The organism is Halomicrococcus pelagicus (assembly GCF_050954125.1).
Window position 1 is genome coordinate 92,795 of sequence record NZ_JBPBWC010000010.1, and the last position, 15,460, is coordinate 108,254.

The 15,460-nt window shown below is 67.5% G+C and carries 13 protein-coding genes; 7 read left to right on the forward strand and 6 right to left on the reverse strand.

The genetic code is table 11. The features are described 5' to 3' along the window. Positions 1–29 precede the first annotated feature (29 nt). Positions 30–1,670 (reverse strand): acyl-CoA synthetase, encoded by a 1,641-nt coding sequence (locus ACRYA2_RS17160; RefSeq protein ID WP_433630779.1) that lies wholly within the window; start codon positions 1,668–1,670, stop codon positions 30–32. Between the two features lie 157 nt (positions 1,671–1,827). Between ACRYA2_RS17160 and ACRYA2_RS17165 the strand changes: the two genes are divergently transcribed. From ACRYA2_RS17165 to ACRYA2_RS17185, 5 genes are all read left to right on the forward strand, one after another. Further along, positions 1,828–2,985 (forward strand): alpha-1 4-glucan-protein synthase, encoded by a 1,158-nt coding sequence (locus tag ACRYA2_RS17165; RefSeq protein ID WP_433630782.1) that lies wholly within the window; start codon positions 1,828–1,830, stop codon positions 2,983–2,985. 241 nt (positions 2,986–3,226) lie between these two features. Then, positions 3,227–4,414 (forward strand): extracellular solute-binding protein, encoded by a 1,188-nt coding sequence (locus ACRYA2_RS17170; protein ID WP_433630785.1) that lies wholly within the window; start codon positions 3,227–3,229, stop codon positions 4,412–4,414. A gap of 1 nt (position 4,415) precedes the next feature. Continuing rightward, positions 4,416–6,017, forward strand: a complete 1,602-nt coding sequence (locus ACRYA2_RS17175) for an ABC transporter permease (protein WP_433630788.1) — start codon at positions 4,416–4,418, stop codon at positions 6,015–6,017. Next, a complete protein-coding gene (locus tag ACRYA2_RS17180) occupies positions 6,007–7,185 on the forward strand; it encodes an ABC transporter ATP-binding protein (protein WP_433630791.1) in 1,179 nt (392 codons plus the stop codon). Before ACRYA2_RS17175 ends, ACRYA2_RS17180 begins: the two co-directional genes overlap by 11 nt. Further along, entirely contained in the window at positions 7,185–9,371 is a 2,187-nt protein-coding gene (locus ACRYA2_RS17185) for a DUF7846 domain-containing protein (protein WP_433630794.1), read from the forward strand. Before ACRYA2_RS17180 ends, ACRYA2_RS17185 begins: the two co-directional genes overlap by 1 nt. Here ACRYA2_RS17185 and ACRYA2_RS17190 read toward each other — a convergent pair. After that, positions 9,343–10,077, reverse strand: coding sequence for a dolichyl-phosphate hexose transferase (locus tag ACRYA2_RS17190; protein ID WP_433630796.1), 735 nt, complete (start codon positions 10,075–10,077; stop codon positions 9,343–9,345). The two genes, ACRYA2_RS17185 and ACRYA2_RS17190, sit on opposite strands and share 29 nt — an antisense overlap. A 152-nt stretch (positions 10,078–10,229) precedes the next feature. On the opposite strand from ACRYA2_RS17190, the gene ACRYA2_RS17195 reads away from it, so the two are divergent. Then, positions 10,230–10,826, forward strand: a complete 597-nt coding sequence (locus ACRYA2_RS17195; protein WP_433630798.1) for a DJ-1/PfpI family protein — start codon at positions 10,230–10,232, stop codon at positions 10,824–10,826. A 445-nt stretch (positions 10,827–11,271) separates the two neighbouring features. Here the strand turns inward: ACRYA2_RS17195 and ACRYA2_RS17200 are convergent, their stop codons facing one another. Next, positions 11,272–11,931, reverse strand: coding sequence for a helix-turn-helix domain-containing protein (locus ACRYA2_RS17200; RefSeq protein ID WP_433630800.1), 660 nt, complete (start codon positions 11,929–11,931; stop codon positions 11,272–11,274). A 246-nt stretch (positions 11,932–12,177) separates the two neighbouring features. On the opposite strand from ACRYA2_RS17200, the gene ACRYA2_RS17205 reads away from it, so the two are divergent. Continuing rightward, positions 12,178–12,777, forward strand: a complete 600-nt coding sequence (locus tag ACRYA2_RS17205) for a DUF5789 family protein (protein WP_433630803.1) — start codon at positions 12,178–12,180, stop codon at positions 12,775–12,777. 227 nt (positions 12,778–13,004) lie between these two features. Here the strand turns inward: ACRYA2_RS17205 and ACRYA2_RS17210 are convergent, their stop codons facing one another. The 3 genes from ACRYA2_RS17210 to ACRYA2_RS17220 form a co-directional block, all read right to left on the reverse strand. Then, positions 13,005–14,066: a tyrosine-type recombinase/integrase gene (locus ACRYA2_RS17210; RefSeq protein WP_433630805.1), complete on the reverse strand. Its 1,062-nt coding sequence runs from the start codon at positions 14,064–14,066 to the stop codon at positions 13,005–13,007. Then, positions 14,056–14,445 carry a DUF5805 domain-containing protein gene (locus tag ACRYA2_RS17215; RefSeq protein WP_433630808.1) on the reverse strand — a complete coding sequence of 130 codons (390 nt, stop codon included), beginning with the start codon at positions 14,443–14,445 and terminating at the stop codon, positions 14,056–14,058. Before ACRYA2_RS17215 ends, ACRYA2_RS17210 begins: the two co-directional genes overlap by 11 nt. 739 nt (positions 14,446–15,184) lie before the next feature. Next, positions 15,185–15,460, reverse strand: coding sequence for a DUF6360 family protein (locus ACRYA2_RS17220; protein ID WP_433630810.1), 276 nt, complete (start codon positions 15,458–15,460; stop codon positions 15,185–15,187).

Genomic DNA, 15,460 nt, shown 5'->3' on the forward strand with positions numbered 1-15,460 from the left:
TGCCTCCGTCGGAGCCCGACGCTCGCGGCTCACTCGCCGAACTTCGACTCCTCGCGGTCCCGGAGTTCGACGCGGCGGATCTTCCCGCTGGACGTCTTGGGCAGTTCGTCGACGAACTCGACCCGACGGGGGTACTTGTACGGCGCAGTTTCCGCTTTCATGTACTCCTGTAGCTCTTCGACGAGTTCGTCGCCGCCCTCGCGGCCCTCGGCGAGCACGACGTACGCCTTGACGACGTTCCCGCGCTCCTCGTGCGGGCTGGCGACCGCGGCCGCCTCGGCGACGGCCGCGTGGCCGACGAGGGCGTCCTCCACCTCGAACGGGCCGATGCGGTAGCCCGAGGAGATGATGATGTCGTCGGCCCGGCCCTCGAAGAAGAAGTAGCCGTCCTCGTCGCGGGAGGCGAGGTCGCCGGTCCGGTAGTAGTCGCCAGCGAACGTCCGCTCGTCCAGGTGGGGCTTCTCGAAGTAGCCGTCGAAGATGGCGGGGCTGTCGACCGGCACCGCTATCTCGCCGATGTCGCCCGGTTCGACCGCCTCGTCGTCGTGGTCGAGCAGCGTCACGTCGATGCCCGGCACGGGCTTGCCCATGCTGCCGGGCTTCACGTCGATGCCGGGGTAGTTCGTCACGAGCGCGACCGTCTCGGTTTGGCCGTAGCCGTCTCGCGGGGTGACGCCGAACGCCTCCTCGAACGCCTGGATGGGCTCTCGGTTGAGCGGTTCGCCGGCCGACACCGCCTCCGTGAGCGAGAGGTCGTACGCGTCGAGGTCGGGATGCTGGGCGAACATCCGGTACTGGGTCGGGACGGCACAGAGGCGGGTCACCCCCTCCTCCTCCAGGAGGTCGAGGAACGTCTCCGCGTCGAACTCGCCGGCGTAGAGGAACTGCGGCGCGCCGGTCGTCAGCGCGACGCCGACGGGGCTCCAGAACCACTTCGCCCACCCCGTGCCGGTCGTCGCCCACAGCAGTTCGTCCGAGAAGTCGGTGTCGCGGTCGACGCCCCACCAGTAGCGTCCGTTGACGCGCTCGAAGCAGTGCATCCAGCGGTGGCGGTGGAGCACGGGTTTGGGCTGCCCGGTCGTTCCGCTGGTGTAGTTGATGGACATCGGGTCCGACGCCGACAGGTCGGGACCGTCGTGGTCGGCGGCCGCGCCGTCGATCAGGTCCGAGAAGGACCGCCAGTCCGCCGTGCGTTCGCTCCCGTCGGTCTCGTCGCCCAGCACGACGAAGGTGTCGAGCGGCGTCTCCGCCGCGACGTCCTCGACCATGTCGGTCAGGTCGGCGTGACACACCATCGTCGTCGCGTCGCAGTCGTTCGCGCGGAAGGCGATGTCCTTCGGTTTCAGCATGGCCGAGGAGGGGACGAGAATCGCGCCGCGAGCCAGCGCGCCGAGTTGCACCGCGAATACGTCCGGGTCGCGCGGCAGGAGATGCATCACGCGGTCGCCCTCGCCGACGCCCAGCGCTTCGAGGGCGTTGGCGAACCGGTTCGCGTCGTCGCGCAGGTCGGCGTAGGTGCGCTCTTCCTCGCGGCCCGCTTCGTCCCGGAATCGCACGGCGAGTCGGTCGCCGAAGGCGTCTGCGTGGTCCTCGACGACGGCCGGGATGGCGTAGTCGTCCGGAATCTCCCAATGGAACGACTCGCGTTCGCGCTGATAATCGATCTCCATGACGGAGGAAACGTGGACGTTCGATTATTTGGATTTATCGCGACGTATAAGGAAGTTGACTCCCCCGACCGGAGCGGCCGGGGACGTTCAGGGGCGGGAGACGTCGAGGCGGAACAGACAACCTTTTAGGGTAGCCTAAACCATCACGTACCGAGAGATGAGCGAGGAGGACATCTGCGTCGTCGTACCGACCATCCGAGAACCGGAGTGCGTGCGCGACTACGTCGGAAACGCCCGCGACCACGGCTTCGACACCGACCGCCTGCACTTCGTGCTGGTCACCGAATCGTTCTGCGACACCGACGCGATGGAGGCGATGCTCGACGACCTCGCAGTCTCGGGTGGGGTGTTCGACGGTCCCCGCCGCGAACGGTGGTTCGACGAGCGCGGCGTCGCGGAGTACGACCATCTGGTCCCCGAGGCCAGCCACGCCCAGACCAGTTTCGGCCTGCTGTACCTGTGGGCGGGCGATTTCGAGTACGGCGTCTTCGTCGACGACGACACGCGTCCCCTGCCGGACGTGGACTTCTTCGGTCGCCACCTCCGGAACCTCCGGTACGAGGGGGAGATCGAGCGAGTGTCCTCCGACGAGAACTGGGTGAACGTCCTCTACCAGAACGCCGACGACCACGGCCTCTACCCCCGGGGCTACCCCTACTCGGCGATGGACGAGGAAACGGCGACGGAGCGGGCCCGCGTCGGCGACGTGGTCGCCTCGCAGGGCCTCTGGACGAACGTGCCCGACCTCGACGCCGTCCGCATCCTGATGGACGGCGACCTCCGGGGACAGGCCCAGACGCGCACGTCCCCGGCGGACTACGGCGAGAACTTCGTCGCCGCGTCGGGGAACTACCTCACGGTCTGCTCGATGAACCTCGCGTTCCGCCGGGAGGTCGTTCCCGCGTTCTACCAGTTGCCGATGGACGACAACCCCTGGGACGTGGGGCGGTTCGACGACATCTGGAGCGGCGTCTTCCTCAAGCGCGCCTGCGACGTGCTCGGCAAGCAAATCGTCAACGGCGCGCCGCTCTGCCGACACGACAAGGCCCCGCGCTCGACGTTCGGCGACCTCAACAACGAGGTCGCAGGCCTGGAACTGAACGAGCACCTCTGGACGCTCGTCGCGGGAGACGGCGAGGAGGCGGACTCGTTCGCCGAGGCGTACGCGGCGATGGCGGCCACGCTCGCCGACGGCGACTACGACGAGTACGAGAACGGCGCGTTCCTCAACTACGTCGGCGAGCACATGGTGGACTGGCTCGCCTGCCTCGACGAACTCGACGCCGCCCGCGAACCGGTCCCGGCCGACGACTAGGTCCGGAGCGGCGCGCGGTCCACGTCGCTTCCATCGGCGAACCTCGACTCGACGACTCCGGTTCCGCGCGGGGTGACGCCGTGGTTGACCGCGCCCGTGCCGGCGACGACGAGGCGGCGGTCGACGGCAGTCGACTCCCTCGACCGACGGGTTCTTCCTGTCCGGTGCGAACCGCCGCTCGCGTCCGGTCCACGGAATAAACCGGTAGGTATAAACACTTTAGGCCGGCCTAATCTATGGTATGGAGCGACGCGACTCCGCTGGCTACGAAGGCAACGACGGGGGTCGCCGCCGGTTTCTGGCCGCAGTTGGTGCCGGTGCCGTCGGCGCGACGGCCGGCTGTCTCGGCGGACTGATGGACGGCAGCGACGGCGGCGGCGGTGGGGGCGGAAACAACAGCACCGACGTCGCGGGCCAGATAGGCTCGGGACGGTCGCCGTTCGGCAACCGCGGGCCACCCGGCGGCACGTCGATGCAGGAGATGCCGGACCTGAAGGGCAAGCTAACTCTCTACTCGGGGCGCGGACAGGCGCTCGTCGGCGAACTCATCGGGTTCATCGAGAACCTCTACGACGGCTTCGAGGTCAAGACGCAGTACGGCGGCTCGACCGAACTCGTCCAGCAGATCCAGACCGAGGGGAAAAACAGCCCCGCCGACGTGTTCTACTCCGTCAACGCGGGGTCGCTGGGGATGCTCTCGGAGGCCGGTCGAACGACGAAGCTCCCGAAGGACGTGTTGACCATGGTCGACGAGCGGTTCCACGACCCCCAGGGCAAGTGGGTCGGTACCTCCGGGCGCGCGCGGTCCGTTCCGTTCAACACGAACGCGTTCGACGAGAGAGCGATTCCGAACGACATCTTCGCGTTCCCGAACCAGAAGAAGTTCGACGGCAAGATGGGGTGGGCACCATCCTACGGTTCGTTCCAGGCGTTCGTCACCGCGATGCGCCTGCTGAACGGCCGGCAGAAGACCAAGCAGTGGCTCCAGGCGATGAAACGCAAGAAGATCGTCAAGAACTACTCCGACGAGTTCCTCGTCGCGCAGGCGGTCGCCCGCGGCGAAATCAAGGCGGGGTTCACGAACCACTACTACATCCAGCGCGTACTCGCCGGGAACAAGAACGCCTCCATCGGCACCGCGTTCACGAAGAACGACGCGGGGTCGATGTTCAACGTCGCGGGTGCGGCCGTGGTGAACACGACCGGCAAGAAGCAACTGGCGTCGAACTTCGTTCGCCACCTGCTGTCGGCCGAGGCCCAGGAGTACTTCGCCGTGAAGACCTACGAGTACCCGCTGATTCCCGAAGTCCAACCGCTCGGCCGTCTGCCGACCATCGACGAACTCGAACCGCCGGCAAACCTCGACCTCGGCCAGCTCTCGAAGCTGAAACCGACGCTCGACCTTCTTCGAGAGGTCGGACTCCTCTGACATGAACGCCGAAACCGAGCGGACGAGCGAGCGTTCGGGGTTGCGCGAGCTACCCCTGGGCCTCGTCCTGCTCGGTGGTGTGGTGTCGGCCGCCGTCCTGCTACCGCTCCTGTGGCTCGTCGGCATGGCCGCGGGCGTGGGGCAGGCCCGCGCCCTGGAACTGCTGACCAGTTCGCGCACCGTCCAGGTGCTTCTCAACAGCGCGCTGCTGGTCGTCGGCGTCACGGGCGCGTCGATTCTGCTCGCGGTGCCGCTGGCGTACCTGACCGTCCGGACCGACCTGCCGTTTCGGCGGTTCTGGACCGTCGCGGTGTCGCTCCCGCTGGTCATCCCGAGCTACATCGGCGCGTTCGCGTTCGTCTCGGCGTTCGGTCCTCGCGGCGAACTCCAGCAGCTACTCACACCCTTCGGCGTCGAGTCGCTGCCGGCCGTCTACGGCTTCGAGGGTGCGCTGCTCGTACTGACGCTGTACACCTACCCCTACGTCTACATCACGACGCGCGCCTCGCTGAAGTCCCTGGACACGACGCTGGTCGAAGCCGCGCGCACGCTCGACCACTCGCGCTGGGACGCGTTCAAGCGCGTCACGCTCCCGCAGGTCCAGCCCGCCATCGCGGCCGGGAGCCTGCTGGTCGCACTGTACGCGCTGTCGGACTTCGGCACGCCGGCTATCATGCAGTTCGACGTGTTCACTCGCGTCATCTACGTCGAACAGCAGATAGGCCGGGACTACGCCTCCCTGCTCTCGCTCGTCCTGGTCGCGGGGACGCTGGTCATCCTCGCCGTCGAGTCCCGCATCCGGGGCGAGGAGCGTGACGCCGGTCGGCAGAGCGGCCGAGCGGACGACCGGGTGCGACTCGGCCGCTGGCGGTGGCCCGCGATGGCGTTCCCCGCGCTCGTCGCTGGTCTGGCGCTCGCGGTACCGCTCGCCATCCTCGCGCTGTGGCTGGTCGGCGGCGGTTCCGAGTACGCCACGACGCTCGAGTTCGAGTGGCAGTACGTCACCAACTCCGTCTACGTCGCCGCCCTGGCGGCGCTGGCCGCGACGCTGGCAGGCCTGCCCGTCGCGTACCTCGCCGCCCGTCACGACTCCGTGCTCACTGACGCGTACGAGCGCCTTTCGTACGTCGGCTACGCGGTGCCGGGGGTCGTCCTGGGGCTGGCGCTCGTGTACTTCGGCAACCGCTACGCCACGCCGCTGTACAAGACCGTCCCGCTGCTGGTGTTCGCCTACGTCGTCCGCTTTCTGCCCCAGTCGGTCGGGTCGACGCGGGCGTCGTTCCTGACGGTGAACCCGCAGTTGCCGGAGGCGGCCCGGACGCTCGGCCGCACCACGGTCGGTGCGTTCCGGGCGGTCACGCTGCCTCTCATCGCGCCGGGACTCCTCGGCGGGGCGGCGCTCGTCTTCCTGACGACGATGAAGGAACTGCCGGCGACCCTGCTGTTGCGGCCCATCGGCTTCGACACGCTGTCGACGTTCATCTGGCAGGCACAGAAGGCGGGCCACTTCGGCGCGGCCGCGGTGCCCGCGCTCGTCCTGCTGGTCGTCTCCGGACTCTCGATGCTCGTGATACTCTCACGGGAGGGATACGATGTCAGATAGTCAACTCGCAAGCGGCCCCGAGAACGTACCGACCGACGACCGACCGTCGAGCGAGACGGTGCTCGAACTCCACGACGTGGTCAAACGCTACGGCGGCGGACCGCGCGTCATCGACGACCTCTCGCTGTCCGTGCGCGACGGCGAGATACTGACCCTGCTCGGCCCATCCGGCTGTGGCAAGACGACGACCCTGCGGCTCGTCGCCGGTCTCGAACGCCCGGACGGCGGCGAGGTGGTGCTAAACGGCAGCGCCGTCGCCGGGAACGGCTCGTTCGTCGCCCCCGAGCAGCGCGGCATCGGCGTCGTCTTCCAGGAGTTCGCGCTGTTCCCCCACCTGACGGCCGAGGAGAATGTCGCGTTCGGGCTGACGGACGTCTCCGACGCCGAGCGCGAACGCCGCGTCGACGAGATGTTCGACCTTGTCGGCCTCCACAGTCACCGCGACAGCTACCCCGACGAACTGTCGGGCGGCCAGCAGCAGCGGGTCGCGCTCGCGCGCTCGCTCGCGCCCGAACCCGACATCCTCCTGCTGGACGAGCCGTTCTCGAACCTCGACGTCGACCTCCGCGTCGAGATGCGCGAGGAGGTGCGGCGCATCCTGAAGGAAGCGGGGGTGACCGCCGTCTCCGTCACCCACGACCAGGAGGAGGCAATGTCCATCAGCGACCGGGTCGCCGTGATGAACGGCGGCGAGATAGAGCAGGTCGGTGCGCCGGAACAAGTGTTTCAGCATCCGGAGTCGCGGTTCGTCGCCTCCTTCCTCGGCCACGCCGGCTTCCTCTCGGGGTACGTCGACGGCGACGAGGTGCTGACCGGCGTCGGGCCCATCCCGCGCGACCAGATTCACGGCCTCGCGAGCCAGTACGACAAGACCCGCGTCGACGTGCTCGTCCGCCCGGACGATCTGGAAGCTGTCCCCGCCGACGCCGACGTAGCGGACGGCCGCGTCACCTACCGGCGGTACCTCGGCCCGACCGTGCTCTACCGGGTCGAACTCGATGCCGGCGACGATGACGACGACGCCGACGTGCTCCAGTGCATGCACAACCACGACCGGCAGATTCCGCTCGACACGCCCGTGAACGTCGAACTCGCCGCGGACCACGACCTCGCGTGGTTCCCCCGCGGCCAGCGCGAGACCCAGGCTCGCGCCCCCGAAGCCGACTGATGAACCTACGGCGCGCACTCAGGGAGCCGACCGGCCGACCGCGCGTCGATCGCACTCTCCGCGCAGTCGCCGTTCCCCTCGCGGTCGGCCTGCCCGCGGCCGTCGTCGTCCTCTGGCTCTCGACCACCGTCTTCCCCTACCTCTCGGTCAACCACGACGAGGGCGTCTACCTCCAGCAGGCCGCCATGTTGCTCCACGGTCGGCTGTTCCTCCGGACGCCGTTTCCCGACGCCTTCCGCCCCTGGTTCTTCGTCGTCGACGGCGACCGCATGTACTCGAAGTACACCCCTGTCCCGGCCGCCGTCTTCGCGCTCGGGAAACTCGCCGGGAGCTACCGCTACGCGCTCGCCGGCGTCGCCGCCGCCAACGCCGCGCTCGTCGTCGCGCTGACCCGCGACGCCTTCGACACCCGAACCGGCCTGCTGGCCGGAATCGCCCTGCTCGGGACGCCGCTCTTCCTCATCACGTCCGCCACCTTCCTCCCGTACGCGCCGACGACGATGCTGAACCTCGCGTTCGCCGCCGCGTACGTCCGGGCGGTCCGCCGGGACGACCGCCGGTGGGCCGCGCTCGCCGGTTGCTTCGTCGGTCTCGCGTTCTTCGCACGGCCGTACACCGCGGTCCTGTTCGTCGTTCCCTTCGCCGCGCACGCCCTGCTGGAACTCGCCCGCGCGCGGCCGGCCGACCGCTCGCTTCGCAATCCCTCGTCGCTGTTCGACTCCCCAACGTTCCGCCGAATCGCGGGCCGCTACGCCGTCGTCTCGGCGCTGGGGCTCACCTGGGTCGGGGTCACGCTCGCGTACAACTGGCACGTCACTGGGTCGGTGCTCCGGTTCCCCTACGCCGCGTTCGCGCCGCACGACGGCCTCGGCTTCGGTCGCCGCGAACTGCTCGGGTACGAGCGCGACTACACGCCGCTGCTCGCGCTCCGGGCGAACGCCCGCGTGCTGTGGTCGTTCGCCACCCAGTGGACCGTCGCCGCGCCCCTCGGCACCCTCCTCGCCGCCGCCGGCCTTGGAACGTTCGTCGCGCGCGCGAGGGCCACGTGGTCCGGCCTCGGAACGACCGGCCGTCCCGGCCTCTCGGACCTCGAACTCCGGGCCGTCTTCGCCGGCCTCCTCCTCTCGGTCGTCGCCGGCAACGTCTACTTCTGGGGGAATCTCAACGTCCTCGCGGAACTGGATAATCCCGGGGACGGCTTCATCGCGCTGTTCGGTCCGTTCTACCACTTCGACCTGCTGCTCCCCCTCTCGGCGTTCGCTGCCAGCGGAACCGTGGCCCTCGCGTCTCGCGTCCGCAGGCTGGTTCGCGCTCGCCTCGACCGCTCGCAGACCCGGGCCGTCCTCCTCGCACTGCTGCTGGTCGCCGCGCCGGTCCTCGCCGTCGCCGAACAGCGCGCTGTCTCGCGGCCCGTCTCGGCCAACGCGGACCTCTCGGAGAAGCACGCCGCGGCCTACCAGCCGTTCGAGCGACGCGACCTCTCGAACGCCCTCGTGTTCGTTCCGACGCCGTACGGCGACTGGCTCAACCATCCGTTCCAGGCGTTGCGAAACGACCCGTCGCTGCGCGGCGACGTGGTGTACGTCCAGGACCGCGGTGCAGCGGGCGACTTCCGCATCGTCGACGCCTACGACGACCGGAAGCTCTACCGGTACACCTACCGCGGACGGTGGTCGCCGGCCGCCGACGCGACGGTGACGCCCGCACTCCAGCGTCTCCGCGTCCGGGAGGGCGAGCGCGTTCGCGTGACGACGACCGTCGGGATTCCCGACGACACCCGCGGCGTCAATGTCCGACTCGAAGCCGGCGACCGGGCGGCGACCTACTCGCTGACCCGAACCGGCGACGACCGCGCGACGCTGACGTGGGTCGTCACGCCCGACGGAGCCCGGGTCGTCGACGCCGTCGGCGCAAACCTCACGGAGACGGGACGGACGCGCGTGCCCGTCGACGGCGCGGAGAGGGTGTCGCTCGCCGTGACCGTCGTCCAGCCCGGCGGGTCGACGTTCACCTACCGACTGGAGGCGTCGATGCTGGCGGCGAACGGGACGGTTCGGACGCTCTGGCCCCCGGAGGAACGGCTCTGCCGGCTGACGGTCCACTGCGGGCGCGAGGGAACCTACCTGCCGGGCGAGACGACGCTGGACGGTGCCTTCGTCAACGCGACGGTGGAGACGGACCCCTGACGATGCGCCGGAGTCGCTCCTGGAGTGCGACCTTGGCGATGGACTTCGCGATGGCGGCGCCGCCGGAGAGGGGGTCGAGTTTCGTCTCCCCCAGCCGCTCGTCGTACGCGATGGGAATCTCCTTGACGCGGTACCCGCGTACGAGCGGCCTGACGAGGAGTTCCGCCGAGAGGCCGGTGTTCTCCGTCCACGAGATGTGCTCGAAGACCTCCTTCCGATAGGCGCGCATCCCGGTCGTCGTGTCGTGGACGCGTTCGCCGAGCAGTAGACTCGCCAGCGCCGCGAACGCCCGGTTCCCCCAGCGGTTCAGCTCCGGCATCGCCTGCGCGCCGTAGTAGAGGCGGTCGCCGCTGACCACGTCGTACCCCTCGTTTATGGCGTCGAGGAACGCCGGCAACTGCTCCATCGGGTAGGTGTCGTCGCAGTCGGTAGTGACGACGACCGGACGTTCGGCCGCCAGCAGCGCCGCTCGTACCGCGACGCCGTACCCCTCCGGCTCCTGGCGGATGACCCGCGCGCCGTGCTCCCGAGCTATCTCCGGCGTCCGGTCCGTAGAACCGTCGACGCACACCATCTCGGCCCGCCCGTCCGTCACGCGCTCCACGTCCGAGAGCACTGCATCGATAGCCTCCTCCTCGTTGTACGTCCCCATCACGACGCTCACGTCGTCGAACGTGAAGCCCTCGTGCTCCTGCGGGTCGCTCATTGGCAGTCGGTAGCTCCCCGGCGAACTTGAGCGTTCAGATTCGACGGAACGCGGCGTCGCTCCGGCCGTCGTCGTCCGTCCGTCCGTCCGTCGATTCTCGCGATTCGGCCACCGCCACGTATATGCTACCGTCTCACGTACGTCCGTCCGGCATGCCCGGCAAGCAACTGCTGATGATAGTTGGCGACTTCGGCGAGGACTACGAGATCATGGTACCGTTCCAGGCGCTCCAGGCGGTGGGCCACGAGGTGGACGCCGTCTGTCCGGAGAAGGGGAGCGACGAGACGGTCAAGACGGCGGTCCACGACTTCCGCGGCGACCAGACGTACGTCGAGTCCCGCGGCCACGACTTCGCGCTGACGGCGTCGCTCGACGACGTGGACCCGGCGGAGTACGACGGACTCGTTCTCCCCGGCGGTCGCGCGCCGGAGTACCTCCGGACCTACGACGAGGTCCTCGACGTGGTCCGTCACTTCGACGAGGCGGACAAACCCATCGCGGCCATCTGCCACGCCGCACAGATTCTCGCCGCGGCCGACGTCGTCGAGGGCCGGACCTGTTCGGCGTATCCCGCCCTCCAGCACGACGTGGAGGACGCCGGCGGCGAGTACTACGACGGCGTCACGACCGACGGCAACCTCGTCACCGGCCGCGACTGGGGCGACCACGTCGAGTGGATCGCCCAGTTCCTCGACGTACTCGGAACCGAGATAGAACACGGCCAGTCGGCCGAGGCGGCCCAGGACTGACCGCGACTCCGTTTCGCCGCGCCGGCGTCGCTGTCCGGACCGTGCGCGGACCGAACCCTCCGAACTCGGCTGCGGTGCCCTCTCCGGGTGTTTTTTCGAACGTTCGGCATTCGACCGCCCAGCAATTTGGTATAGCGAAATACGATTCATACGACGCGTGCGAGACGCCGTCCGACCGACGGCTTCGGCCACGTTGACGGTGAACCGACGGATTTCGCGCTCGCGAAGCCACCGCGGCAGTGCCCGCGTTCGATCCGCGAGGTGCAAGGCAGCCGATTCGTCTCACAGTCCGCGCTGTTCCGCAGAGGGTCGGCCCCTCCGAGGTCGAGCGACACCTTCGGCGGGACTCCACGAAGTGCGCGTCTGCGAGGGTGGGAGAGGCGCGCCACGAACGCGACGGTTCCGGGGTTCGGCGTCCGCGTAGACAGCACCCGATACGTGACGGTCACTCCTCCTCGTCGGTCCCGACCATCAGGGTATGCTGAACGAGATTCGCACAGGCACGCCGTATCCGCTGGGAGACGGCGTTCGACGAGACGCCGAGGACGTCGGCCAGTTCTTCGGTCGAGAGGTCACGCGGCACGCTGAAATAGCCCTTCCGCGAAGCCGCGACCAAGGTGTCGCGCTGTTCCGTGGTCAACCCGTATTTGCGTTGCCGCGGAGCGGACGGATGGTAGACTTTCCCGACCTCGAATCGGTGGCCTCTCTCCGCGAAGTGGTCGTGGAACGACGAAACCTGTTTCTCCTCGGAAAATCGCAGTCTGAGCCACCAGTTCGGAGCTTGTGCCTGCGCTTCCAGGATGGTCGCCTCCTGGTCGATCATCTCGTTGACCAATTCGATAACCGAATCGCTCCAGTGTATCTTGTACAGAACGTCGCTGTCGGCCTCCTCGATGACGGCCATGCTCGCGACCGTCGGGTCGTCCTGCATGGCCCCGTGGAACCGCTCGAAATCGCCACTGGATGCCCAGAGAAACGGAAGTGCCCACTCCGCACTGTGCGATGCCAACCGTTCCGCTTCGACGGTCATATCCGGGGCGGCTGTCAGTGCTCGTTGGAGCGTGAACGCTTCGGCCGGAATGGTGAAATCTGCGATGACACTCATACCTATTCAAGAGCGAGCACGCCAATAAGACCGGTGACGGCGCTCGTCGCGCACCACGAACCGAACTCCTGCGAACGACTGGTGAGCAGCACGAAGACTTCGTTACGTTCGAGTGAGCTTCACTGACCCCGTCGGTCGGTAGAGCGGCGTTCGCTGAACCTGATTCTCGATATCTCCCTATTACGTTCGGGAGTCCCCGTCTCGCTGCCCCACAGGACTATCCGATTAGAGACCCTAAAATGGGGGATGGCAGACAACAAGAATAGCCGAGACAAGAAAGCGCACGACGACGAAAGACGCCAGCGAGAGCGCGACATGGCCGAGGAACTGGAACGCAAAGACGAAAAGGAGCCACCGGTCGACGAGGCAGAACTCACCGCTTTCGAGACGGAACTCGAATCTCTGGAATTTCCGGCGACGGGGACCGACGTCGTCGCGGCGGTCGGCGACCGCGAGGTCGAATCGGACGACGGGACGTACACCGTCGAGGAACTGGTACCGGACACGGACGAGGAGACGTTCGGTTCTCCCACTGCTGTCCGGGCGCGGGTACAGCGGCCGACGGTCGCCGCGGCCATGAAACAGATCGTGGAAGCCAGCGAGATGCTCCCGAACGCTGATCTCCGTGGCTCACAGCTCGAAGCCTACGAGAAGACGCTTCGGGAACTCAAAGCGATCGACGCCGACGACGACGACGAAGGGATTCAGGCCATCAGCGACTGGATCGTCGAGCGAATTCGCGACAAAGAAAAGCTTCCGGGGTCCCGGGCTGTACGCCGGCAAGCGGCGAAGTACTGTCGGGCGAACGGGTACCAGATCCGGAACGACGAGTGGCTCGGCATATAGACCGGCGACCAGCGCCCGACCGTGAGAAATGATGGCCGTCGGTATTCAGGAGGGGCGATTCGTACCGCGGACCGATGGGCCTCGGTGCCCTTACGAACCCCATACTCGACACGCAACGTCCGTCACCCACCGAATTCGAACGGAAGTTCTCCAGCGCGGACGGCGGCGGTCGGAACCTTCGCACCGAGTTCAGTATAGCGAATACGATTTACGAGCTTCGTCTCGGACTACAGCAGCGAGTAGACGTTCGCCTCGTACACCTCACGCACCCGGTCGCCCCAGTTGTGGGTGTAGGTGTCGATGATGTCGCTCGCCACGTCGCCGCGGAGGTACTTGACGATGCCCCGGTCGCCGGTCCGGTCCCGGAGATGCGTGGTGAAGAAGTGCCGAAAGTAGTGCGGCGTGACGTTCTCCTCCGCGCCGCCGCCGGTCCGGTACCAGCCTGCCTCCCGGGCGTGGCGTTCGACGACGTGTCGGACGGTCTTCGGCGTGACGCGGGACCCCCAGTCGCCGCTCGTGCTAACGAACAGCGGGGCGGCGGGCGACCGCGCGTCCGGCCGTACCGCCAGCCAGCGTACCAGCGTCGCCCGGAGTTCGTTGTCCACGGGAACGACGGTCCCTCGCTTGCGCTTGTTCGAGGCGCTGCGCTCCTCGCCGTTGACCACCTCGCCGCGCGAGACGTCGGCTGCGACGTACAGCGAGTCCGGTCTTCCGTCCAGTTGCGGGCGCTGGCCGAGTTCGAACGTCGCGCGTGCGTCCTCGTCGGTGAGGTTCAGGTCCCGGAGGTCGAGGTTGCAGAGTTCGCCGACGCGCATCCCGGTCTTCAGCAGCGTGACGACGAACGCTCGCTCCAGCGGATGGCGAATCCCGTCGACGAACGCCGCCATCCGCGGAATCGAGATCTCGCGGCGCGTCGGGTCCTTGTCGATGGATTCGTGCATCTCCTCGACGACGAGCGCCATCGGGTTCGAGTCGAACGCGCCGACCTGGGTCATGTAGGCGTAGAACCGATGCAGATAGGAGGCGTAGGTGGCGACCGTGCTCTCGGCGTTCTCGCCGCGGAGCGTGTGAATCCAGGCCATGCACTCCCGGCGACGCGAGTCGCCGGGTGCGACGGCCCGCCCCGAGGGGTTTCGGTCGGGGTCGTCGAGGAAGGACTCGAACTCCCGGAGGACGCGTTCGTACGCCCCGCGAGTGCGCTCGCTCTTGCCGTGGAACTCCAGGTCCTGGAGGAAGTAGCCCACTGGGTCCTCTGGGTCCGTCTCGCCCGCTGCCGGACTACTCGCCATCGTTCACCTCCACGAGCACGTACCCGCCGTGGCGTCCGCTGTACCGGACGCGGTTCTCGTCCTGGAGGTCGCCGAGCGCGTCGTCGAGTCTGTCCTCGAAGTCCCCGGCCAGTCGCTCGACGAGCTCGTCCCACGAGAGCGGCTCGTCGGCCAGGATGTCGAGGACGGCGTCTTCGAGGCCGTCACCCCCAGGGTTCGAACCGCCTTCAGGGGGTTCCGCAGAGCCGAGGTCGAATCCCCGCCGTCCCGCCTGTACCATCGTCCTGACGAACTCGCTCTGGCTCATGTCGAGGTCGTCGGCGTGGGCCTTCCACTCGGATTTTTGGTACTTCGGCACGTAGGTCTTCACGACAGCGCGGTCCGTCCCGTCGTCGGGCATGAACGGGGCATCTCACCCCCTCCACTTCAACTTGTCCCACGAATCGTGATAAGCGAACTTATATCCTCAATTAGTACTCTCACTGCTGCCGGATATGGTTGTTATCTCGGTTAACAGCACTCTCTAACCACCCATCGTAGTACCAGCAATGACGATAACCTCGACGGCGACGAGGACGGTCGTCGGGGAGATTCGGTTCGATTCCGAACTGCGCGTCGCTCGGCGGAGGTGTCGAGGCCAGCGGTCAGGGCGTCGGCGCTGGTGCTCGGCGAGTGAGAGGGTTCTCGGCGGCGCTGGGAGAGATGGAAGCATCGGTCGAAATACGGGCGACTCTGTTTGAGGAGGCGAGTGAGTTCGCTGTCATTGTTGCCACGAGCACGCACCCGGTTGAACGGTCGTGGAATCGGTCCCTCGGCCGGTGGCGGTCGGGGCATCCCGACGTCGACCGTGCGCACTCTCCGGAATGCGACTGCAGTCCGCTACGTGCCTGGTGTGAAGAGCGTCGTCTGGTAGTCGACCGTGTGGCGACGTGTGGCGGGGTGGGCGATGGAGTGTCGACGACCGGTCGTCGGTTCCGTCTCTCGCACGGAGCGGTCGTCGGGGGTCCGATGCGGGCAAAAAACGAGTGCCGGTGAGTGACGGAGTCGTCGGTCGACGTCACGACGCCGTCCGACGAGCGACTCGTAAACCACATACGGCTATATCCAACGCCGGGGGTGTCGGCGGGGAATTGCGACCGTCAGGATTCGACCTTGTCGGCGTAGCGTTCGAGTTCGGCGGCGAGTTCGCGGGCGCGGTCCGGGGAGAGCGTCACGGTGTCGGCGTGGGCCGGCAGATTGTCAAGTTGCGTGTTGTCAAGTTCGAGCTGGAGCGTCACCACCTCGGGGTCCTCGACGCGAGGCGTGCTCACGTCCAGAACGGCGTCGGCCTCGTCGGTCCAGCCGTGGCCCTCGGCGACGGCGTCGAGCAGGTCGAAGGTCGTGTAGGCGGTGACGCTCATCACCCGGTCGGCCAT